Origin of the sequence: Pseudomonas sp. P129 (assembly GCF_020312195.1) — a bacterium.
In the GTDB taxonomy this organism is placed as follows: Bacteria; Pseudomonadota; Gammaproteobacteria; order Pseudomonadales; family Pseudomonadaceae; genus Aquipseudomonas; species Aquipseudomonas fragariae.
The window spans coordinates 718296-738879 of sequence record NZ_JAGPYS010000002.1 but is presented as its reverse complement, the minus strand read 5'-3'; the positions used below and the strand labels follow the sequence as shown (position 1 = coordinate 738879).

The 20584-nt window shown below is 57.0% G+C and carries 15 protein-coding genes and 2 pseudogenes; 11 read left to right on the top strand and 6 right to left on the bottom strand.

Going from position 1 to position 20584, the window contains the following annotated elements:
• Positions 1-20: 20 nt before the first annotated feature.
• Positions 21-1439, bottom strand: a complete 1419-nt coding sequence (locus tag KBY02_RS08435; RefSeq protein ID WP_024639487.1) for an MFS transporter — start codon at positions 1437-1439, stop codon at positions 21-23.
• Between the two features lie 315 nt (positions 1440-1754).
• Between KBY02_RS08435 and KBY02_RS08430 the strand changes: the two genes are divergently transcribed.
• Positions 1755-3062 (top strand): Nramp family divalent metal transporter, encoded by a 1308-nt coding sequence (locus tag KBY02_RS08430; RefSeq protein WP_225650247.1) that lies wholly within the window; start codon positions 1755-1757, stop codon positions 3060-3062.
• A 61-nt stretch (positions 3063-3123) separates the two neighbouring features.
• Positions 3124-4575, top strand: coding sequence for an MFS transporter (locus KBY02_RS08425; RefSeq protein ID WP_225650162.1), 1452 nt, complete (start codon positions 3124-3126; stop codon positions 4573-4575).
• A 6-nt stretch (positions 4576-4581) separates the two neighbouring features.
• Here KBY02_RS08425 and KBY02_RS08420 read toward each other — a convergent pair whose 3' ends face one another.
• The 5 genes from KBY02_RS08420 to KBY02_RS08400 form a co-directional block, all read right to left on the bottom strand.
• Positions 4582-4779, bottom strand: coding sequence for a hypothetical protein (locus tag KBY02_RS08420; RefSeq protein ID WP_003349205.1), 198 nt, complete (start codon positions 4777-4779; stop codon positions 4582-4584).
• 153 nt (positions 4780-4932) lie between these two features.
• Positions 4933-5136, bottom strand: a complete 204-nt coding sequence (locus KBY02_RS08415) for a hypothetical protein (RefSeq protein ID WP_003367271.1) — start codon at positions 5134-5136, stop codon at positions 4933-4935.
• Positions 5137-5199: 63 nt separating this feature from the next.
• Positions 5200-5688, bottom strand: coding sequence for a DUF3828 domain-containing protein (locus tag KBY02_RS08410; protein ID WP_024660401.1), 489 nt, complete (start codon positions 5686-5688; stop codon positions 5200-5202).
• A gap of 345 nt (positions 5689-6033) precedes the next feature.
• Positions 6034-6342 carry an RcnB family protein gene (locus KBY02_RS08405; RefSeq protein ID WP_003407540.1) on the bottom strand — a complete coding sequence of 103 codons (309 nt, stop codon included), beginning with the start codon at positions 6340-6342 and terminating at the stop codon, positions 6034-6036.
• A gap of 97 nt (positions 6343-6439) precedes the next feature.
• The gene (locus KBY02_RS08400; protein ID WP_096126976.1) at positions 6440-7297 is read right to left on the bottom strand and encodes an SDR family oxidoreductase; all 858 of its coding nucleotides are present in this window, start codon (positions 7295-7297) and stop codon (positions 6440-6442) included.
• A gap of 88 nt (positions 7298-7385) precedes the next feature.
• Here KBY02_RS08400 and KBY02_RS08395 point away from each other — a divergent pair, with 88 nt between their 5' ends.
• The 9 genes and pseudogenes from KBY02_RS08395 to KBY02_RS08355 all read left to right on the top strand — a co-directional run bounded on the left by KBY02_RS08395 (position 7386) and on the right by KBY02_RS08355 (position 20574).
• On the top strand, positions 7386-7850 hold the full coding sequence (locus tag KBY02_RS08395) for a winged helix-turn-helix transcriptional regulator (RefSeq protein WP_024651508.1): 465 nt from the start codon (positions 7386-7388) through the stop codon (positions 7848-7850).
• A gap of 138 nt (positions 7851-7988) precedes the next feature.
• Entirely contained in the window at positions 7989-9878 is a 1890-nt protein-coding gene (gene mrdA, locus KBY02_RS08390; protein ID WP_011267586.1) for a penicillin-binding protein 2, read from the top strand.
• A 156-nt stretch (positions 9879-10034) separates the two neighbouring features.
• On the top strand, positions 10035-11753 hold the full coding sequence (gene poxB, locus KBY02_RS08385; RefSeq protein ID WP_096135685.1) for a ubiquinone-dependent pyruvate dehydrogenase: 1719 nt from the start codon (positions 10035-10037) through the stop codon (positions 11751-11753).
• Positions 11754-12124: 371 nt separating this feature from the next.
• Positions 12125-14086 carry a methyl-accepting chemotaxis protein gene (locus KBY02_RS08380; protein ID WP_225650160.1) on the top strand — a complete coding sequence of 654 codons (1962 nt, stop codon included), beginning with the start codon at positions 12125-12127 and terminating at the stop codon, positions 14084-14086.
• A gap of 188 nt (positions 14087-14274) precedes the next feature.
• Positions 14275-14670, top strand: coding sequence for a prepilin-type N-terminal cleavage/methylation domain-containing protein (locus KBY02_RS08375; RefSeq protein ID WP_116893748.1), 396 nt, complete (start codon positions 14275-14277; stop codon positions 14668-14670).
• Between the two features lie 23 nt (positions 14671-14693).
• Positions 14694-15411: pseudogene (locus tag KBY02_RS08370) on the top strand (type II secretion system minor pseudopilin GspK).
• A 52-nt stretch (positions 15412-15463) separates the two neighbouring features.
• A pseudogene (locus tag KBY02_RS08365) lies at positions 15464-15835 on the top strand (chemotaxis protein); the annotation flags it as partial.
• Positions 15836-16408: 573 nt separating this feature from the next.
• Entirely contained in the window at positions 16409-17806 is a 1398-nt protein-coding gene (locus KBY02_RS08360) for an RHS repeat protein (protein WP_225650158.1), read from the top strand.
• A complete protein-coding gene (locus KBY02_RS08355) occupies positions 17803-20574 on the top strand; it encodes an RHS repeat-associated core domain-containing protein (protein WP_162886587.1) in 2772 nt (923 codons plus the stop codon). The genes KBY02_RS08360 and KBY02_RS08355 overlap by 4 nt, the downstream gene beginning before the upstream one ends.
• The last annotated feature ends 10 nt before the right edge of the window (positions 20575-20584 follow it).

The window sequence follows — 20584 nt, the reverse complement described above, 5'->3', positions numbered from 1 at the left end:
GCCCACTCAACCTGCACTCGTCAGCGGTGAGCGATCTGCTCCAGCGCAAGATTGCGTGTGCGTGGCCCGAACCGGCCGATGGTGACGATCACGATCAACATGCTGCCGACGATGAAGGCCAGCACGCCCGGTGTGCCGAAGTGATCGAGAAATATCCCGATCAGCAGGCTGCTGAACACCGTTGACAGTCGGCTGAATGAGTAGCAGAAGCCCACTGCGCGAGCGCGGATGTTGGTCGGGAACAGCTCACCCTGATACGAGTGGTAGCTGAAGCTCAGCCATGCGTTGCAGAACGTGATCATGATCCCGCAGAAAATCAGCCCTGCCGCGCTGGTCTGAAAGGCGAACAGGCTGCCGAAGATCATGGCGCCCAATGCTGAGCCGACGATTTGCCATTTGTTCTCGAAGCGGTTGGCAAACTTCACGAACAGCAACGGCCCCAGCGGATAAGCCAGCGTAATCACGAACGCATAGGCCAGGCTGTGGGTGACGCTCAGGCCCTGACCAGAAAGCAGGGCAGGCAGCCAGTTGCCGAAGCCAAAAAAACCGATGGCCTGAAAAACGTGAAACACGATCAGCATCAAGGCGCGGCGACGATAGGGTGGCTGCCACATGTCGGCAAATCGACCGTTGCCTGACAGCGCTACGTTTTCCGGTTCAGGCTCATCCAATGGCTTGCCGTGGTCTCTGATACAGCGTGCTTCAATGCCGTCCATGATGCGCTCGGCTTCATCGAAGCGTCCCTTCTGTGCCAGCCAGCGCGGCGATTCCGGCAGCGCCGAGCGCAGCCACCAGACGAACAGGGCGAAGACTGCACTGCTGATTACTACCCAGCGCCAGCCGGAAAAACCGAAAGGGTCCTGGGGCACCAGCCACCATGACATCAGCGCGACGCTGGGCACTGACAGAAACTGAATGAAGAAGGCAAAGGCGAACGCCGAACTGCGTATGCGCTTGGGCACCAGTTCCGACAGGTAGGTGTCGATGGTGACCAACTCGACCCCCAGGCCGATACCCACGACGAAGCGCATGCCTATCACGCCCAGCGCAGAGGTCTGCAGGCCCATGATCACGGTGGCAACGGTGTACCAGATCAGCGCGAAGGTGAAGATCGCGCGGCGTCCGTAACGATCGGCAACCGGGCTGACGAGGCTGGCTCCGAAAAACAGTCCCAGAAAGGTTGCCGAAGCAAAGGCTGCCTGATCGGAAAAGCCGAACAGACCCTGACTGCCGGTGGCGAAGATCCCGTCGCGAATCAGACCGGGACTGATGTAGGCGGTCTGGAACAGGTCGTAGAGCTCGAAAAAGCCGGCGATGGACAGCAGGGCGACCAGTCGCCAGATGGTCGCGACCGCAGGCAGTCGGTCAATACGCGCCGAGATGTACGCTGCCCGCAACGGCTCGTTCGCGGTTGCCTCGGTATGAGGTAATGAGGTCATGGATGGCCATCCTGAGTTCTTGTTAAGGCCTGAATACTACTCCTTACAATTTGTAATCATTGGTCTTTTAATGCAGTTATCGGGGTATAAAAGATGAAAAATTGTTTACTGGATCGGTTTTTTGACTTTTTATATCGGATCCATTAGGTCGCTGGAATTAAGTGAACATGAGGACGGTGCAGCGGTGACCGTGTCAGGCAGGGAGGTACGCGAAAAACAGCAGGCATGAAGCCATCAATGATGTATCAACATGTGTCGCAAAACTTTAGGATTGGGCCTTAACTATCTGCATGCCGGGTTCCCGTGACGTACAAACTGCCCACTACTGCCACCGCTCCTTTCTGCCCTTCGGCGACCACGGACAGTGTGGCCATTCCGCCGAACGCGTCCTTGCTGCGCAAGATGATGCTGTTTGTCGGGCCTGGCCTGCTGGTTTCCATCGGCTATATGGATCCTGGCAACTGGGCGACCGCCATCGAGGCCGGGTCGCGCTTCGGCTATTCGCTGCTGTTCGTGGTGGTCCTGGCCAGCCTCTCGGGCATGGTCTTGCAGAACCTTTGTTCGCGGCTGGGCATCGCGACCGGCCGTGATCTGGCGCAACTGTCCTCCGCACGCTACAGCCGCAAGGTCGCCAAGGGCCAGTGGTTGCTGGCAGAGCTGTCGATCATTGCCACCGATCTGGCGGAAGTGCTGGGCGCTGCGCTGGCGTTTCATCTGTTGCTCGGCGTTTCCATCACCACCGGTGTGGCGCTGACCGCTTTCGATACGCTGATTGTGCTGGCCTTGCAGGGCGCCAATTTTCGTCGTCTGGAAGCCATTGTACTGGGGCTGATTGCAACCATCGCCAGTTGCTTTGCCGTCGAGTTGTTTCTGATCAAGCCATTCTGGCCGGATGTCGTCGCGGGTCTGAAGCCGAGCTGGGATGTGTTGAGCAGCCAGGAGCCGCTGTACATCGCCATCGGCATTCTGGGCGCCACCGTCATGCCGCATAACCTTTATCTGCATTCGTCTGTGGTGCAGACGCGGGTCAACGGTTCGGACCAGGCCAGCAAGGCCAGCGCCATTCGCTACGCGCGGCTGGACACCATCGGTTCGCTGAGCCTGGCGCTGCTGATCAATGCGGCGATTCTGATCCTCGCTGCTGCAGCGTTTCACAAGACCGGGCATACCGAGGTGGTCGAGATTCAGGACGCCTATCACCTGCTTGATCCGCTGGTGGGTGGTGCGATCGCCAGCGTGCTGTTCGGTATTGCCTTGCTGGCGGCGGGGCAGAGCTCGACCTTCACCGGCACCATTGCCGGGCAAGTGGTGCTCGAAGGTTTTCTGCAGGCAAAGATCCCGTGCTGGCAACGGCGCTTGATCACCCGCGCACTGGCACTGATTCCGGCGATGATTGGCGTGATCTGGCTGGGTGACAGCTCGGTGGGGCAGATGCTGGTGCTCAGTCAGGTGGTGTTGAGCCTGCAACTGCCTTTTGCGCTCTGGCCGTTGATTCGTTTCACCAGTGACCCACAACTGATGGGGCCGTTCGTCAACAGCCGTCTGGTTAAAACGGCGGCCTGGGGGCTATTCGGACTGATCTCGGCGGCCAATCTGACGTTACTGTGGTTCTGGATCAGCTGAACTTGATCGGCTGCCGCGACTCTCACACCTGACACCAATGTCAGCCGTCAGGTAGCCGGACATGAGCACATCGAGCGACAAGGGCAGCGTCTTCGAAACCGATTTGCCCGCGCGTCTGGACCGCCTGCCCTGGGGACGGTTCCACACCTTGCTGGTGGTTGCGCTGGGGATCACCTGGCTGCTGGACGGCCTGGAAGTCACCCTTGCAGGCTCCGTCGCCGGGGCCTTGAAAGCCAGCCCGGCGCTCAATCTCAGCAACAGTGACATTGGCTTGGCGGGTGCCGCCTATATTGCCGGTGCCGTGCTGGGCGCGTTGTTCTTTGGCTGGCTGGCGGACCGTCTCGGGCGTCGCAAGCTGTTCTTCATCACCTTGCTGCTGTATGTCGGCGCAACGGCCGCCACGGCGTTTTCTTTCAGTGTGTGGAGCTTCATGCTGTTCCGCTTCCTGACCGGCATGGGCATCGGCGGCGAATACACGGCAATCAATTCGACCATTCAGGAATTTACCCCGGCCCGCTACCGTGGGTGGGTCGACCTGACTATCAATGGCACGTTCTGGCTGGGTGCCGCGCTCGGTGCGATTGGCTCGATTGTCTTGCTCGACCCGCTGTGGGTTGGCGTCGAGCTGGGCTGGCGCCTGTGTTTCGGGATCGGTGCGGTATTGGGCCTGCTGGTTCTGCTGATGCGACTGTGGCTGCCAGAGAGCCCGCGCTGGCTGTTGATACACGGCCAGGCTGAACAGGCCAGGCAGATCGTCGAGCAGATAGAAGCAGACTTGCAGCGTCAGGGCCACGTACTGCCCGCAGTGTCGGGAAAACCCCTGCGCCTGCATGCCCGTGACCACACGCCGCTGGGCGAGGTCGCCAGAACGTTACTGGTGACGTTTCGTCAGCGTTCGCTGGTAGGCCTGACGCTGCTAACGGCCCAGGCGTTTTTCTACAATGCGATTTTTTTCACTTACGCACTGGTGCTGACCGACTTCTATGATGTGCCGGCCGAGCGCGTCGGCTGGTACGTGCTGCCACTGGCGCTGGGCAATTTCTGCGGTCCGCTGCTGCTGGGCAGACTGTTTGACGTGGTCGGTCGACGGGTGATGATCAGCCTCACCTATGGCGTCTCGGGCGTGCTGCTGGCGATCAGCGGCTACCTGTTCCAGCAAGGCGTGCTGGACGTCACCCAGCAGGCCATCGCCTGGATGGTGATTTTCTTCTTTGCATCGGCAGCGGCCAGCTCGGCCTACCTGACCGTCGCCGAAACCTTTCCACTGGAAATTCGTGCCTTGGCGATTGCGGTGTTTTACGCATTCGGTACCGGGCTGGGCGGGATGATTGGCCCGACGCTGTTCGGCGAGCTGATCGAAACCGGCGAGCGCAGCAATGTGCTGATCGGCTATCTGATCGGAGCAGGGCTGATGCTGCTGGCGGCGGTTGTGCAATCGATATGGGGCACGGCTGCCGAGCGCAAATCTCTGGAAGATGTGGCCAGACCGTTGTCGCAGGCCGGGGACCGATAGGGGGCGTTAACGGAATATGCCGCGCAGGCTGTCCACGGACGCCTGCAGGCCGATGATCCGCTCACTGACCTCTTGCGCTTCGTGTGCCCGGGAAGTTCGCTCGAGGTACAGGAGATGTCCGGCCAGGTTGGCCGAAACAAGTTCCAGGTCGTCGGCAGTACGCCTGATGTACGCCTGCATGTCTTGCAACTGTTCGATCTGCACGGATGGTGCCCTTATAGGTCGCATCCGAGCGCACTAAATGAATGGGTGACTATTATCAATCCACCCGATCGGGTTGTCGGCGGCAAGGTCATCTTTCTTTAATGCCGCAGGTAAATAAACAAGCCAATCAGTTTTCGCACCGTGCCGAGCAGCCTAATCGTCTTCCTGATCATCGTGTTCCGAGTAGGAGTCCAGCAACTCGGCCAGTGCCAGGGTGCGGTCCAGCCCACTGCGGGTGGACATGATTTCGGCTACCGCCTGCGTGGCGGCAACTCTGGCAGCTTCGCGTTCGGCATCGGTGTTATTGGGCGTGGCGGCCTGCGCAGCCTCAATAATCGATTGCTCAAAGGTATTCATGGTGCTCGCTCGTGAAATTCAAGTGCCTGTGATACCGAGAATGGCGGATTGTTTCAAGGCCGATCAATCACCTTCGTAGGGAAATTCCTCCAGGCTCTGCATCAATGCAACGCCCTGTGGCCCCTGAACATTCTCCAGCACCCAGCAACTGTTGGCATTTTTGGCCAGCAGCAGGCGTGTTGTCTGGCGGGTGACCGGCTGCTGCGGGGCATCCTTGTAACCCAGGTTATAGGTCATTTCGACCACGGCCTGCTTGTCCGAGTTGGACACCAGCTTCCAGTCAACTGGCTTTTGCACATCACCGTCCTGCGCGTCGGTCCACGGGTTGGCACTCACGGCGCATTGATCGCCGTTCTGGCACGCCCAGTCCTTTTTGAGCAGGCTCAGTAAAGGTTTTGACAAATAATCAGCGCTACCTTTGCCGTTCAGATAAAAATCCTGGTGCTTCTCATAGATCCAGCCCGCCGTGTCGACCGGGGTCGCAGCCGGGCAGGCCGCATGGGCAGTGGTTGAAAGCAGGCAGGCGAAGGCAATGGCGACGGTTCTGGACATGGAGCGGGCTCGCAGAAAAGGTGGCAGTGAGGTTACAAGCTGACAACACTGCATTTGTAAGGCATGCGGACAAAAAAGCAATGGTTTCGGTCATGCGTCAGAGGGGCGGGCAGACTAAACCGGATTGAGGGTCATTTCATTCAGTACGCGGTTCGCGGCCGTCACTTCCTTGATCCGGTCCTTTCCGATCGTGTTCAAGGGGTTTTTCATGAGTCTGCTCATTTCCACGACCGCGTTTGCGCGGGAGGAACCATCGAGACGAGCTCTGCGCCGGACATGCCCTGCATGGCGCTCTGCGGCGCATGGGGCATGCTCACGCAGAGCGTCGGCGAAGAAGGCTTAGCCTTACTTCTTGATTGGCACGATTTCCATCATCTGGCCATTGACCTTCTGGAAACGCACGTATTTGTCGTTGATTTTTACCCATTCGCTTTCTTTCGCAGGCTCTTTAAGGCCTTTGCTTTTCCAGTCCTTCACTTCCAGATCGCTGCGGCGATATTTTTCCGGAACGCGGGAGCCTACTTCCAGCTCATGGACATTGTCCTTGGATTCGCTGACTTTCGGTTCCGCCGTCTCTGCCGCGTGAACGGGCAGGGTGACGGCGGAAAAGCAGCCGAGCAAGGTCATGCAGGCGATCAACGATTTGCTATTCATGTGAAGACTCCCAGTCTTTGGTATAAGGCGATGGCTTAATGCCTCGTAATAACTCGGACCCTCACTGTTGCAAATCATTCGATCGGGTTTGCTGTGCTCAGCCTTTCAGTGTCTCGGCGATGGTTGCAGAAAGCGGGGTGGTCGGGCGGCCGATCAGCGCGCTCAACTGGCGACTGTCATCGAACAGGGCGCCCTTGGCAGCAGCGGCATCGGAATCGGCCAGCAACCGGGCGACGAAGTCCGGCAGGCCTGCCTGGATAAGCGCTGCTTCGAATTCGGCCTGTGGCAGGTTGACGTAAGGCAGGGACTTGCCGCTCTGCGTCGACAACTGCGCCGCAAATTCGGACAGCGTGTAGGACTCATCACCTGCCAGTTCATAGACTTTACCGGCTTGTGTCGTTTCCGAAGTCAGCAGCACAGCGGCCGCTTCGGCGTAATCCAGACGCGAAGCAGAGCTGATACGGCCCTCGTCGGCACAGCCCATGACTGCGCCATGGGCCAGCGCGCCGGAAATGCCCGCCGTGTAGTTCTCGGTGTACCAGCCATTGCGCAGCAAGGCAAAGGGCAGGCCGCTGGCACGCAGGTAGTCTTCGGTTTCGCGGTGCTCGCTGGCCAGGCTCAATCTCGAGGTGTCGGCATGCAGAACACTGGTGTAGGCCAGCAGCTGGACCCCGGCACGTTTGGCCGCATCGATCACTGCCTTGTGCTGCGGCAGACGCTGACCCACTTCGCTGGAAGAAATCAGCAGCACTTTGTCGGCGCCGGTAAATGCGCTGTCCAGTGTCGCCGGCTGTGAATAGTCGGCCTGACGAACCTGAATACCCTGCCTGGACAGATCGGCGGCCTTTTCCGGACTGCGCACGGCGGCAACGATTTGCGAAGCGGGTACGCGGCTGAGCAACTGTTCAATGACGAGGCGGCCAAGCTGGCCGGTGGCACCGGTGACAACGATCATGGAATGATTCCTTGAATCAGGTTGAAAGGAAGCGCCAGCATAGTCATGATGCTTACCTTTAGTAAGTACGTACAAAAAGGTAAGTGTCATGAGCGAATCCGCCTCGCAATCAACTGCCCCGCGATCAAGCGTTACGCCGCAAGGCCTCCAGTCTGAAGCAGTCGAGACGCTATTGGCGCTGGTTCGTCAGGGCCAGGTGCTGGCCACTGACTGTCCTTCGCGGGTGGTGCTCAATCACGTCTGCAGCCGTTGGGGCGTGCTGGTGCTGGTGGTGCTGCGGGGTGGCATGCATCGCTTCAGTGAAGTACGCCGCAAGATTGGCGGGGTGAGCGAGAAAATGCTCGCGCAAACGCTCCAGCATCTGGAGCATGACGGTTTTGTCAGTCGCAAGTCGTTGCCCGTGGTGCCACCGCATGTGCAATATCGGCTCACCCCGATGGGCGAAGAGGTCGCCTTGCAGGTTGAAAGCCTCGTCACCTGGATCGAGACCAATCTGCCGCGCATCATGCAGGCTCGAGAAGCGTCAAACACACTGCAGACCACGCCCGAATGAACCTTTTCTGACAGAATTTTCATCCTGCGATTGTCGGCTTGATCGCCTGCAATCCGCCGCTTCTTGGTATGGTGCGCGCCGAAATCTTTATATACACGTTCAGTTGCGCCGTTTGCCCTTCACCGAGAAGCTGTAGAAATGCCCAATCCCATTCCCCTGAAAGACCACGAAAAAGAGACGCGGCTGGTCAATCAGCGTCTGATTGCCTGCGCAGTGCTGGTCGGCCTGCTGGCTGCCTGTCTGGTCGCACGCATGTATTTCCTGCAGGTTACCGAGTTCGACTATCACTCGACCATTTCCGAAAACAACCGTGTTCACGTACTGCCGATCCCGCCCGAGCGCGGTTTGATCTTTGACCGCAATGGCGAAGTGCTTGCCGACAATCGTCCCAGTTTCAACCTGACCCTGACCCGCGAACGCGCTGGCGACTGGCACAAGGTGATCGATGAGCTGATGACCCTGCTGGAATTGCCCGATGAAGACCGGATTCTGTTCGACAAGGAGCTTAAGCAGGTTCGTCACCCGTTCGAGCCGGCAACATTGCTCTATGAACTCACCGAAGAGCAGATCGCCATTCTGGCGGTCAATCAGTACCTGCTGCCGGGCGTGGACGTGGCGGCGCAGTTCGTTCGCCATTATCCGTTGGGCGCCCATTTCGCTCATTCGATCGGCTACGTCGGGCGTATCAACGAAAAGGAAGCGGCGCACCTCGACAACGAGTATCGCGGCACGCAGTCCATCGGCAAGACCGGTGTCGAGCGCTTCTACGAATCCGAGCTGCACGGCCACGTAGGCTATGAAGAGGTCGAAACCAACGCCCAGGGCCGCGTGCTGCGCGTGCTGAAACACACTGACCCGGTGCCCGGCAAGAACATCACTCTCACCCTGGACGCGCACTTGCAGGCTGCGGCGGAAAACGCGCTGGGTGATCGACGTGGTTCGGTGGTCGCACTGGACCCGGAAACCGGCGACGTGCTGGCGATGGTCAGCAAACCCAGCTTTGACCCCAACCTGTTCGTCACCGGCATCAGCTTCAAACAATACGCGGCGCTGCGCGATTCCATTGATCGGCCACTGTTCAACCGTGTGCTGCGTGGCCTGTATGCGCCGGGCTCGACGGTCAAGCCGGAAGTAGCGATTGCCGGTCTCGACAGCGGCGTGGTGACGGCCTCGACAAAGGTCTTCGACCCCGGCTATTTCCAGTTGCCGGACTTCGACCACAAATACCGCAACTGGAACCACAGTGGCGACGGCTGGGTGGACATGGACACCGCGATCATGCGTTCCAATGACACTTATTTCTACACCGTGGCGCACAAGCTCGGCATCGACCGCCTGCACGACTACATGACCATGTTCGGCATCGGCCAGAAGGTGTCGCTGGACATGTTCGAGGAGTCTGCAGGGCTGATGCCGTCCCGCGAATGGAAGCGGGCCACGCGTCGCCAGGCATGGTTCCCTGGCGAAACGGTGATTCTCGGCATCGGCCAGGGCTACATGCAGGTCACGCCGTTGCAACTGGCCCAGGCCACGTCACTGATTGCCAGCAAGGGTGTCTGGCATCGACCGCACCTGGCGATGGAAGTCGGTGATACGGCGCCCGTTGACGAGCATCCGATGCCAAATATCGTGCTGCACGATCCCAACGAATGGAATCAGGTCAATACCGGCATGCAGATGGTTATGCACGACCCGCGCGGCATTGCGCGGGATGCCGCCAAGGGCGCTCAGTACCGCATCGCCGGCAAAAGCGGTACGGCGCAGGTAGTGGCGATCAAGCAGGGCGAGCGCTACAACCGTTTGAAGACTCTGGAGCGTAACCGTGACAACGCCTTGTTCGTGGGCTTTGCGCCAGCCGACCATCCCAAGATCGTCGTGTCTGTGACCATCGAAAACGGCGAAGCAGGTGGCCGGGTAGCGGGCCCGGTGGTCCGGGAGATTCTCGATGCCTGGCTGCTGGACAGCGAAGGCAAGCTCAAACCGGAGTACGCCACACCCGCCAAGGCACCGGGCAACCCGCACGCCTGATCAGCCTTTTAAAGCGCTGGCCGAGTGACCGAGCCCTGAACAGGGCTCAGGTTTTCTGAACTGTCGAGAATGCATCGGGTCGACCACAACAGGTGTGGCAGAGCGCTGCGCGCGTTTTACCGAATTCATTATCATTGCCTCGACAAGGAACCCCGCATGTCCAAGACCATTGCCGACCATCTCGCGCAAACCCTCGCAGCGGCAGGTGTTTCGCACATCTGGGGGGTGTCCGGTGACAGCCTCAACGGCCTGACCGACAGCCTGGAACGCACCGATTCGATTCGCTGGATGCACACCCGTCATGAAGAAGTCGCAGCCTTTGCTGCCGGTGCCCAGGCCGCGTCCAGCGGCAAGCTGGCGGTCTGCGCCGGCAGCTGCGGGCCGGGCAACCTGCACCTGATCAACGGCCTGTATGACTGCCACCGCAACCGTGTACCGGTACTGGCAATTGCTGCGCATATTCCGTCCTCGGAAATCGGTCTGGATTACTTTCAGGAAACCCATCCGCAAGAGCTGTTCAAGGAGTGCAGCCACTTCGTCGAGCTGGTCAGCAACCCCGAGCAGTTCCCGCGTGTGCTGGAACGTGCCATGCGTGCCGCGATCAGCCAGAAAGGTGTGGCGGTGATTGTTTTGCCGGGCGACGTGGCGCTCAGCGACGCGCCGGATGTCGCGGCAAAATGGATCGAGGCTACAGCGCCCAAGGTCGTGCCTGCCGAAAACGACCTGCAGTCGATGGCCGACATGCTCAACGCTTCCAAAGCCGTCACGCTGCTGTGCGGTGCGGGTTGCGAGGGGGCCCACGAGCAGCTTCTGGCATTGGCGGATACGCTGGGCGCGCCGATCGTTCACGCATTGCGCGGCAAGCAGCACGTTGAGTACGACAACCCGTTCGACGTCGGCATGACCGGCCTGATCGGTTTCAGCTCCGGCTACCATGCCATGCTGTCCTGCGACACACTGGTGATTCTGGGCAGCAGCTTTCCGTACCGGAATTTCTACCCTGAAAAAGCCGATATCATCCAGATAGACCTCGATCCGACTCAGATCGGTCGCCGTACGCCGGTGGCGCTGGGTCTGGTTGGTGGGGTGCGGGAAACCCTTGAAGCGCTTCAGCCAAAACTGAAGCCGCATACCGATCGCCGTTTCCTCGACAAGGCCCTCAAGCATTACGCCAAGGCCCGGGAAGAACTGGACGAGCTGGCCACTCCGACGCCGGATGGCGCGCCGATTCACCCGCAGTACCTCACTCGACTGGTCGACGAGCAGGCGGATGCCGATGCGATCTTTACCGTCGACGTCGGTACGCCGACGCTGTGGGCGGCGCGCTACCTGCACATGAACGGCAAGCGCAGTCTGCTCGGCTCGTTCAACCACGGCTCGATGGCCAATGCCTTGCCGCAAGCTCTGGGGGCCAAGGCTGAACACCCGGATCGTCAGGTCATCGCCCTGTGTGGCGACGGCGGCCTGTCGATGTTGCTGGGCGACCTGCTAAGCATTCGTCAGCTGAACCTGCCTATCAAGATGGTGGTGTTCAACAACAGCTCGCTGGGCTTTGTCGACATGGAAATGAAAGCCAGCGGCTACGTGCCGCACGGCACTGATCTGCATGAAACCAACTTCGCCGGGATTGCCCTGGGCGCAGGTATTCTGGGCCTGCGTGTCGAGAACGCCGAAGAGCTGCCCGCCGCCTTGCGCAAGGCGTTCGATCATCCCGGTCCAGTGCTGATCGACGTTGTCACCGCCAAGCAGGAGCTGGGCATTCCACCGAAAATCAAGCTGGCACAGGCCAAGGGCTTCAGCCTGTACATGATGCGCGCGATCATGAGCGGACGCGGCAGTGAAGTGGTGGAACTGGCGAAAACCAACCTGCGTTAATACATTATAAAAACGTATCGGTTGAATAGAAAAAAGTTGCAACTTCTACCCACTGAGATTGTCACCGCTGTTACAGGTGACAATGTCGGTGTCTTTATATTTCCCTTCTCATCATGACCGCCCAAGGCGGTCATTTCTTTGTGGATCCAAACTTCGCTCACTCTGTGCTTATTGAGTTCGCTATTTGAACTAACAAATTCAAATAGTGGGTAAAGCTTCCCGGCAGACAGCCGAGACAGTGATACGGGAGCAAGACCGGCTACGGCAGGCTGATTACCGAACAGTCCCTGGCGACAAAAAAACGTCGACGCTACAGAACGTTACGCCCTGGATATTCTTTATAGAAAAGTCTGCATGTCATGAGGTCTGCAATGCTTAGAAATGCTCCTTTGAGTATGAAACTGCTGCTTATTTTAATATTCCCCCTATTGGGCTTCCTGGCCTTCGCAGGTCTGTTCGTTGCTGACAAAAGCGAAAATCTCGGTGATATGAGGCGCGCGGTGACAGCCACCGCGGTTGCACAGAAACTGAGTAACGTGGTCACCACCATTCAGCGTGAGCGCGGCGCCAGCGGCGTGTTTCTGGGCAGCGGCGGCAAGTCCATGCAGGATAAGCTGAAGGCCTTTCGTCAGGAAACCGACAAGGCGATAAGCGAGATGCGCACCCAGTCGACCGACGGTATTCCCAGCCCCGACAAAGTCTACCGCGCACTGGATGACCTGACCGCGCTGCGCCTCAAGATCGATACGCTGGGGATCAACAACACCGAGTCCTCTACGCGGTTCACCGACGTTATCAAAACACTCGTCGGGTTCTCCTATTCGCTGGAAGCGAGTATCGAAGATCCGGAAATACTGCGTGGCCTGAGTTCGCTCAACCAGTTCGTGGATATGAAGGAGCGTGCCGGTCGCGAGCGCGTACTGCTCGTTCAGGCGTTCAACCAGAACCGCTTTGATGCGCCACTGTTATCGCGCTTCAGTCGTAACCTCGGAGAGTTCTCCGGCTACCTCGAAGCCTTTCAACGCTGGTCCCCTGAAGTATTCAAGACCAAACTCAATGATGTCATGCAGCAGCCGGGCTCGCTGGAAGTGGCCCGCTTGCAACGTCTGGGCTTCGATACCCCGATGGGTGATCCGCTCAACGTCAAGCCGGAAGACTGGTTCAACCTTGCCACCGCACGTATCGACATGATGGCCAATGTAGAAGCAGAGCTTGGCCAGAACGTCGTCGGCCTGGCAACGGATGCGCGCAGCTCCGCTCAAAGCAGCCTGTACGTGGCGGTTGCCATCGTTGTCCTGATGCTGATCGTGGTGCTGTGGCTGGCGTCGGTGATCATCCGCAACATCAAGGTTGCGGTTGTCGATGTGAACCGCACGCTGATGGCACTTTCCACACGTGATCTGACCGCCCGGACCCGTTATGTCGGCAAGGACGAGTTCGGCGAGATCTCGCGCAATCTGGACAACATGGCGCAACAGATCAGTGATGTCATCCGCGACATCGGCAGCGCCACGGCACAGGTTGCCACCGCCGCCGAGCAGTCTTCCGCAGTGGCGTTGCAAACCAATCAGAACGTGGCGCAACAACGCCAGGGCACTGATCAGGTCGCCACTGCCATCAGCGAGATGAGTGCCACGGTGAAGGATGTAGCACGCAGCACCACTGACGCGGCCGAGATGTCGCAGCGCGTCAACAACAGCACCCTGCAGGGCAAGACCGAAATCGACAACACCATCGGCCTGATTCAGGGGCTCTCGGTGCAGGCAGAAGAGACTTCACGGATCATTGATGAGCTCAAGGGCGAGAGCAACTCGATCTCCTCGGTGCTCGATGTCATTCGTGGCGTCGCCGACCAGACCAACCTGCTGGCGCTCAACGCAGCCATCGAGGCTGCGCGTGCCGGCGAGCAGGGGCGTGGTTTCGCGGTGGTTGCCGACGAAGTGCGCAATCTGGCCAAGAAGACTCAGGACTCTACCGTCAGCATCCAGAAAATGATCGCCAACCTGCAGTCCGGTTCAGAACGCGCTGCCGCGTCGATGCAGGAAACCCTGGGCAAGGCGCAGGAGGGTGCCAGCAACGTCGTACGCGCTGGTGAACTGCTGGAAGAAATTGCCGAGGGCATCGCGACCATCAGCGACCGCAACATCCAGGTCGCTTCGGCCGCTGAAGAGCAAAGCCTGGTGGCCGAAGAGATCCACCGCAATGTCGACGACATCAACTCGCTGGTCATCCAGGTCAGTGCCGGTGCCGAGCAGACCGCCGTCACCAGTCGCGAACTCGCGCGTCTGGCCGAGCAGCAGCAGGGGCTGGTGGGACGGTTTAAAGTGAGCTGACGATAAGGGGTTTGTTGGGTGTTCAGAGGCCTGGGAGCGTTAGCTCTCGGGCTTTTTTGTAGTGGTTGTCGGGCGGCAGGAATTCGAGTGGCAGTTCTTGTGCGACGGCTTGGCTCGGCATACTTTCGGAACTCAAAGAAAATAGCATCGTCCTGGAGGGCCCTACCGCGACCCCGAGGCTGAACCGCATGTGTGAGAGCCGAGCCGACCTCGCACGCTACCAGCGTGGGTTCACCTTGCTGGAGATGCTTGCCGCATTGACCCTTATGGCCATTTGCAGCACGGCCGTGCTGGTCGCCTTCGGCCAGAGCGTGCATTCCCTGTCGCAGGCCGAGCAGAGCGACCGCCTGACCGAAGCCGCCATGAGCGTGATGGATCAGGAAGCAGCAGGGCCGTTGGCTGACGGTATCCGCCAGGGCAGTCTGGGTGGCGGTATCAACTGGCAACTGAGCGTCGCCCGGCAACCGACACGTCTAGGCCAACTGCGCCTGTTTCGCCTAGACCTGACGGTAAGCGACGCCCGGCATCAGGCGCGTTTCAGTACCTTGAGACTGCGTCCGGCGACTGATCAGGTGCACCTGTGAATCCCCAACGATGGCGTGTGTGCATGATGCCGCAGCGTGGCATTGCATTGCTGGTGGTGCTTTGGGTCATGGCTTTGCTCAGCCTGCTGCTGGGGTCACTGGCCGGCTGGGTGCAACTGGAGAATCGCCAGCCTCTGCGGCCAGCACAGCCAGGCACTGCTGGCCGCAGAGGCTGGCGTCGAGCTGGCGGTGCAGGCCCTGGCTGACCCTGTGCAGCGCAAAAAGTGGGTCGCCGACGGACGTGAAATAGCCCTGACCTTCGACGACACGCAGCTCTACGTCAGCCTGCACAGCGAGAACGGCAAGCTCTACCTGAACAACGCTCAAGCGGAAGACTTTTCCCGTCTGGCAATGGCGTGCGGCGCGAGTCAGGCGCAAGCCAGTCAAATAGCCGGTGAACTCGAAGTTCGGCGAAATCACGGCCAGCCGCCATTTCGCTTGCTTGAAGAAGTTCGGCAACTGCCGAGCATGACGCAAGCGCTGTACAGCAGGCTTTTGCCTGAAATCACGCTGTGGAGCAGCTTCGACCGGCCTGACCCGGCCTTCGCAAGCCCGCTGATGCGCATGGCACTCAATCTGCCAGCGGGAAACGCGGTAGACGTCGATCCTGGGGAGGTGTTGGTGATCGAGAGCCGCGCGCAGAGGGCAGAGGGGTATGTGGCGCGCCTGCAAGTGACGGTGTTTTTGAATTCGATGGAGGGGCGAGGCAAGGCCTATACGGTGTTGCGGTGGGAGGAGTGAGGCAGCTAAGCAAGAGCCTTGAAATCCAGCAATATCTGCCTGACGCAGTGACGAGCTCAAGGGCGAGAGCAACGCCATTTCCTCGGTACTCGATGTCATCCGAGGCGTCGCCGATCAGACCAACTTGTTGGCTGGCTCCGAACGTGCTACCGCGTCTACGCAGGAAACCTTGGGCAACGCGCAGGATGGTGCCAGCAACGTCGTACGCGCTGGCGAACTGCTGGAAGAAATCTCCGAAGGCATCGCGAACATCAGCGACCGCAATATCCAGGTCGCTTCGGCCGCTGAAGAGCAAAGCCTGATTGCCGAAGAGATCCACCGCAACGTGAATGACATCAACTCGCTGGTCATTCAGGCCCGATCCGTTGCTGGGCAAACCGTCGCCACTAGCCGCCAACTGGCTAGACCGACTGAACAGCCGCAGGCGGGATTCAAGGTGGAACTGATGGCAAAAGGGTTAGTTGGTATTCAGAGGGCTCGGAGTGTTAGATTTCAGGCCTTTTTCATAGAGGAGTGTCGGAGTACGCATCACATTCAGGAGCGATGTCTGAATTTTTAAGCTGCCGTAGCAAAATATAAGAGCTTTTTGCTGTAATCTTACGGTACATTAATGTGACCCCTAATCACAAGGATGTTCGTATGTTCTCTCACTTTACGGCTCTTTTTTTGTCGGATCCACCAGCCATGTGCAGAACGCAGTTTTCGTTCCTGAGGATTGTTTCCGCAAAGGTTCTCTTCGATGCTTTTTAAAGTTAAACTTCTGTGGAAGTTTTGATTTGGCTTGCTAGAGCATTTGTCAAGCTAAGTGTGTGTTTTGCTGTCTGAGTTATTGTTTTAAAAGTATTTGCTTTTAATTTGATTCAGATGTGCTTTTGCGATTTTTGATTAAGCAGTTATTAGATTTCAGAGGTCAACGATGTTAAGGATTAAATCAGTTTTGGTTTTGCTTCTAATGAAATGCTGTTTTTATGTGGGCTTTGTTAGGGGGGAGGTTGTTGTGGACCTGTTTGGGACGGGCTCCCACATAGAAACTATAGATGATTTTGAAACCCGCGATCAAGCTTTTGCAAGATGTGAGGTTTTTCGGAAAGCGCTTGGGTATGTAGTCGATGGTCAGGGCTATTGTCATAGCTCATACGTTAGTCCGTTGATCGAGGCGGGATGGCTACTTGATAGTGGTAATGTTTTTCATTTGGGTATTTTTTGGTTCGGGAAGTGCACAAAGCCTTCTGTTTTTAATGTTTCAACTGGGGAGTGCGGTAGTGATGAGCAGAAAGGTTTTCCTTCGATAGAGGATTGTGTCGGTAATCCTATAAATATTGCCATAGGGAATAAGTTTCAGAGTGAGATAGATTATCAATCATTTTCAACTGGGGCTCCCTATTTTGAACGGTTTTATAATGGGTTTGATGGGTTGTGGCGTCATAGTTATTCTGCTTTTATTCGCTTCGCAGTGGGCAAGTTGGCGGTTGTTCATTCAGATGGAAAAGAGTCATTTTTTAATGTTTTAGGTGATAATACTAAAGCGTACTCAACTGATCTAGGCACATTGACCAAGTCGGGTGATCAATGGGTTTATATGTCTGCTGACAATCAGTATTTAATTTTTGATGGCAAGGGGCGTTTAATTGAGAGGACAGATCCTGCTGGGCTCAAGATGCATCTTATATACAACGGAAGCATTGTCAGGGTTGTTGGTGGTGATGGTCAAGCATTGGAGTTTACGGAGGATTCCCAACATCAACCTCTCAGTTTTGCTGCCGGAGGCATCAGCATTAAATATGAATACGATAGCAATAAACATCTCGTCCAATTGACCCGCACTTATGGTGCCCGAACCGAGCGCAGGCAATTTCATTATGAAGATTCTCGCGATACAGGATTGTTGACTGGCATCACTGACGAGCGTGGTATCCGATTTGCAACATGGGCTTATGATGAAAAGGGGCGAGCCATCAGCAGCCAGCATAGTGGAGGCGCGGGATTGACGCAGGTTGCCTACAACGCCGACGGCTCCAGCACGGTTACCAACGAACTTGGCAAGACAACTGTCTACCAATACCAACAGATCGGGGGTATCAAGCGCGTTACTTCGATCAAGGGTGAGCCTTCTGCAAATTGCCCAGCTAGCAATTCCTCCTACACCTACAACGACCGTGGCCTCGTGCTAACCAAAACCGATGCCAAGGGCCTGATCACAACCTATTCCTACAACGACCGAGGCCTGGAAATCAGCCGTACCGAGGCCACCGGCACTACTTTGGCGCGCACCACTACAACGGAATGGGACCCTAATCGTTTTCTCCCGATCAAGGTAATTGAACCCAATCGCATCACTGTGTATAGCTACGACAATCAAGGACGTGAACTCACTCGGCAGAGCACCTCCCGATGAGTACTTTCTATTTCAAGGATTTGAGCATGACCGTTTCTTTCTTGCGCAAGGTAGTGGTGGGGGTTGCCTGCACCTGGTTGGCATTTTCCGCTCACGCAAGCATCATTAGCCGCACGTATACCGCCCTCGGGCAGGTTGCAAGTATCGACGGCGTACGTACTGACGTGAATGACGTCACTCGGTACACATACGACGCTCAAGGCAATCTTACAACGGTGACCAATGCGCTGGGTCAGGTCTATGCGCTTGCCAGTTTTGACAGTTACGGCAATCCACAAAGCATCACCGACCCAAACGGGGTGATGACAACGCTCAGCTACACCCCGCAAGGCTGGCTTGCGAGCCTGACGATTGACTCGTCGACGACTCAGTATGCCTACAACGAAGTTGGTGATCTGTTGCAGGTCACCACCGCTGATGGCAACTGGGTCAAGTACAGCTATGACGATGCCCGCAGGCTTATCGGCGTGCGCAATCGGCTTGGTGAGAGCATCAATTACACCCTCGACCCAATGGGTAACCGGACGGCGGAGCGGACCAAGGACGCGAATGGCGCAGTGGTCCATCTTCAGCGACGGGTGTTCGATGAGTTAGGTCGATTGATCCGGGTAGTCGGTGCTGATGATCAGACGCAGCGCTACAGCTATGACCTGAACGACAATCAGTCGAGTGATACCACGCCGCGTAATAACAAAACGCAGCAGGCGTTCGATGCTCTGAATCGAGTCAGCAAGATCGTCGATCCTCTGCAGGGCGTGACTGCCTTGGGTTACAACTCGGATGACAAGATTACCAAAGTAATCGACCCGCGTGGCGTGACGACGCTGTACACCTACGACAGTTTAGGCAATCGCATCAGCAGCAAAAGCCCGGATGGTGGTACCAGCACTTATGCCTACGACGAGGCCAACAATCTCATTCGCAGCACTGATGCACGTGGGGTTGTGACTGAGTACGCCTACGACGCGCTCAATCGCCTTACCAGTAAAAGCTATCCAGCCACGCCTGCGCTTAACATCAAGTTTCTCTATGATCAGACTGCTGATGGCAATCTCGGAATTGGCCACCTCACAGGTCTACAGGACAGTGCCGGGGTTCTGACGTATACCTACGACGCCAAGGGCAATCTGGTCAGGCAGTATCGCTCAGTGGGCGTTAACAGCGGCGACTATTACGAAACGCTGAATTACGGGTATGACGCCGCCCGTAATCTGGTGCAAATCGGCTATCCATCAAGTATCAACCTGACCTACACCCGCAATAGCGCGGCACAGGTAACAGGCGTCAAACTGGCCATTGGCAACAAGACAGCGACACTGGCAAGCAACATTTCCTACCTGCCTTTTGGTCCAGTCAATTCTCTGACCTGGGGCAACGGCATCCTGCTATCGAGAACCTATGACCAAGATTATCAGCTGACCCAGCAGCAGGTGGGTAACTGGCAGACCACTTATCGTTATGACGCTGACAGCAACATCGCCGAGACAGCCACAAGTCTGTGGGGTGCGGTGCAGTATGAATACGATGCACTGGGTCGTTTGACTCAGGAGCAGACCAATAGCCTCAAAAAGGCATACAGCTTCGACGCTACAGGCAACAGGACGCAACGTACTACCACCAGCCTGACCACAAGCGATGCCACTGACACCCAGTCGTTAACCTATGCTAGCGACAGCAACCGACTGACCAGCGTCAATGGCTCAACACTGCCTGTGGACGCTGCGGGTAACCACACGCAGATCAATGGCCGCCGATTCACCTACGACAGCCAAGGCCGTCTGAGCGAGGTTTATCAGGCAAACATCTACAAAATTGCCGACTACAAATACAACGCACTAGGCCAGCGAATCATCAAATGCTCTTACGTCATGGGTAGTCAGGCGTTGGCGGGCACAACCACCTACCTGTATGACCCAAGCGGCAAGCTGATCGGCCAAACGCTCTATGACGGAAATGGCCAGAAAACCAGTGGCCAATACTGGTTCTGGCTGGACAACATGCCGCTGGCACAGCTGACGGCGAACTTCTCTGCGCTGGGTGAAGTGAGCAGCAGCAAACTGATTTACCTGCATGTCGATCACCTGAACACCCCAAGACTGGCGACAGACAGTTCCCAAGCACTGCTGTGGCGTTGGAACGGTGATGCGTATGGAGTCGGATCACCCGAGGAAGATGTGGACGGTGATGGCAAGGCCACAACCATCGCGCTGCGGTTTCCGGGACAGATTTACGATGCGCAAACGCAGCTGAGTTATAACTATTATCGGGATTACAATCCGGACACTGGGCGGTATGTGCAGAGTGATCCGATTGGGTTGGGGGGCGGTCTCAATACATATGCTTATGTTAATGCCAATCCTATGTCATTTATTGATCCTATGGGATTGGCGGCAACTGCATTACCAACTTGGTTTGATAGTATTCCAGATCTGATACCCCAAGTTGGGAGAGGTGTTGGCTTAGGCTTTGGTGCTGGGGTGTCATGCTTACTTTACTCACCCACGTTAGGAAACGGTGAGTGCCCTCCAGGTGGTTGCTATTATAGTGAGTCAGCAGAAAACAGTGCTGATCAACCCGACGAGAACAATTTAGATAAATTGAGTAGCAATAAAGCTGCAGATGCTGCGGCCCGAGAAGCTGGGTACGAAGATGCTCACGATGCCAAAAAGGGCGAGGGTGATTCAAAAGTAAATATATACAACGATAAAACTACGGGCTTTAAATGGCTTTGGAATGGAAAAAGCGGATCGAGTAAAAACCCATTATGAGTATTAAAAT

Excerpts from the sequence above, each read along its gene's own strand:
- KBY02_RS08410 (WP_024660401.1), bottom strand. The coding sequence starts at position 5,688 with ATGTCCAGAACCGTCGCCATTGCCTTCGCCTGCCTGCTTTCAACCACT.
- KBY02_RS08395 (WP_024651508.1), top strand. The coding sequence starts at position 7,386 with ATGAGCGAATCCGCCTCGCAATCAACTGCCCCGCGATCAAGCGTTACG.
- KBY02_RS08425 (WP_225650162.1), top strand. The coding sequence starts at position 3,124 with ATGAGCACATCGAGCGACAAGGGCAGCGTCTTCGAAACCGATTTGCCC.
- KBY02_RS08375 (WP_116893748.1), top strand. The coding sequence starts at position 14,275 with ATGTGTGAGAGCCGAGCCGACCTCGCACGCTACCAGCGTGGGTTCACC.
- KBY02_RS08415 (WP_003367271.1), bottom strand. The coding sequence starts at position 5,136 with ATGAATACCTTTGAGCAATCGATTATTGAGGCTGCGCAGGCCGCCACG.
- KBY02_RS08405 (WP_003407540.1), bottom strand. The coding sequence starts at position 6,342 with ATGAATAGCAAATCGTTGATCGCCTGCATGACCTTGCTCGGCTGCTTT.
- KBY02_RS08435 (WP_024639487.1), bottom strand. The coding sequence starts at position 1,439 with ATGACCTCATTACCTCATACCGAGGCAACCGCGAACGAGCCGTTGCGG.
- KBY02_RS08380 (WP_225650160.1), top strand. The coding sequence starts at position 12,125 with ATGCTTAGAAATGCTCCTTTGAGTATGAAACTGCTGCTTATTTTAATA.
- poxB (WP_096135685.1), top strand. The coding sequence starts at position 10,035 with ATGTCCAAGACCATTGCCGACCATCTCGCGCAAACCCTCGCAGCGGCA.
- KBY02_RS08400 (WP_096126976.1), bottom strand. The coding sequence starts at position 7,297 with ATGATCGTTGTCACCGGTGCCACCGGCCAGCTTGGCCGCCTCGTCATT.
- KBY02_RS08355 (WP_162886587.1), top strand. The coding sequence starts at position 17,803 with ATGAGTACTTTCTATTTCAAGGATTTGAGCATGACCGTTTCTTTCTTG.
- mrdA (WP_011267586.1), top strand. The coding sequence starts at position 7,989 with ATGCCCAATCCCATTCCCCTGAAAGACCACGAAAAAGAGACGCGGCTG.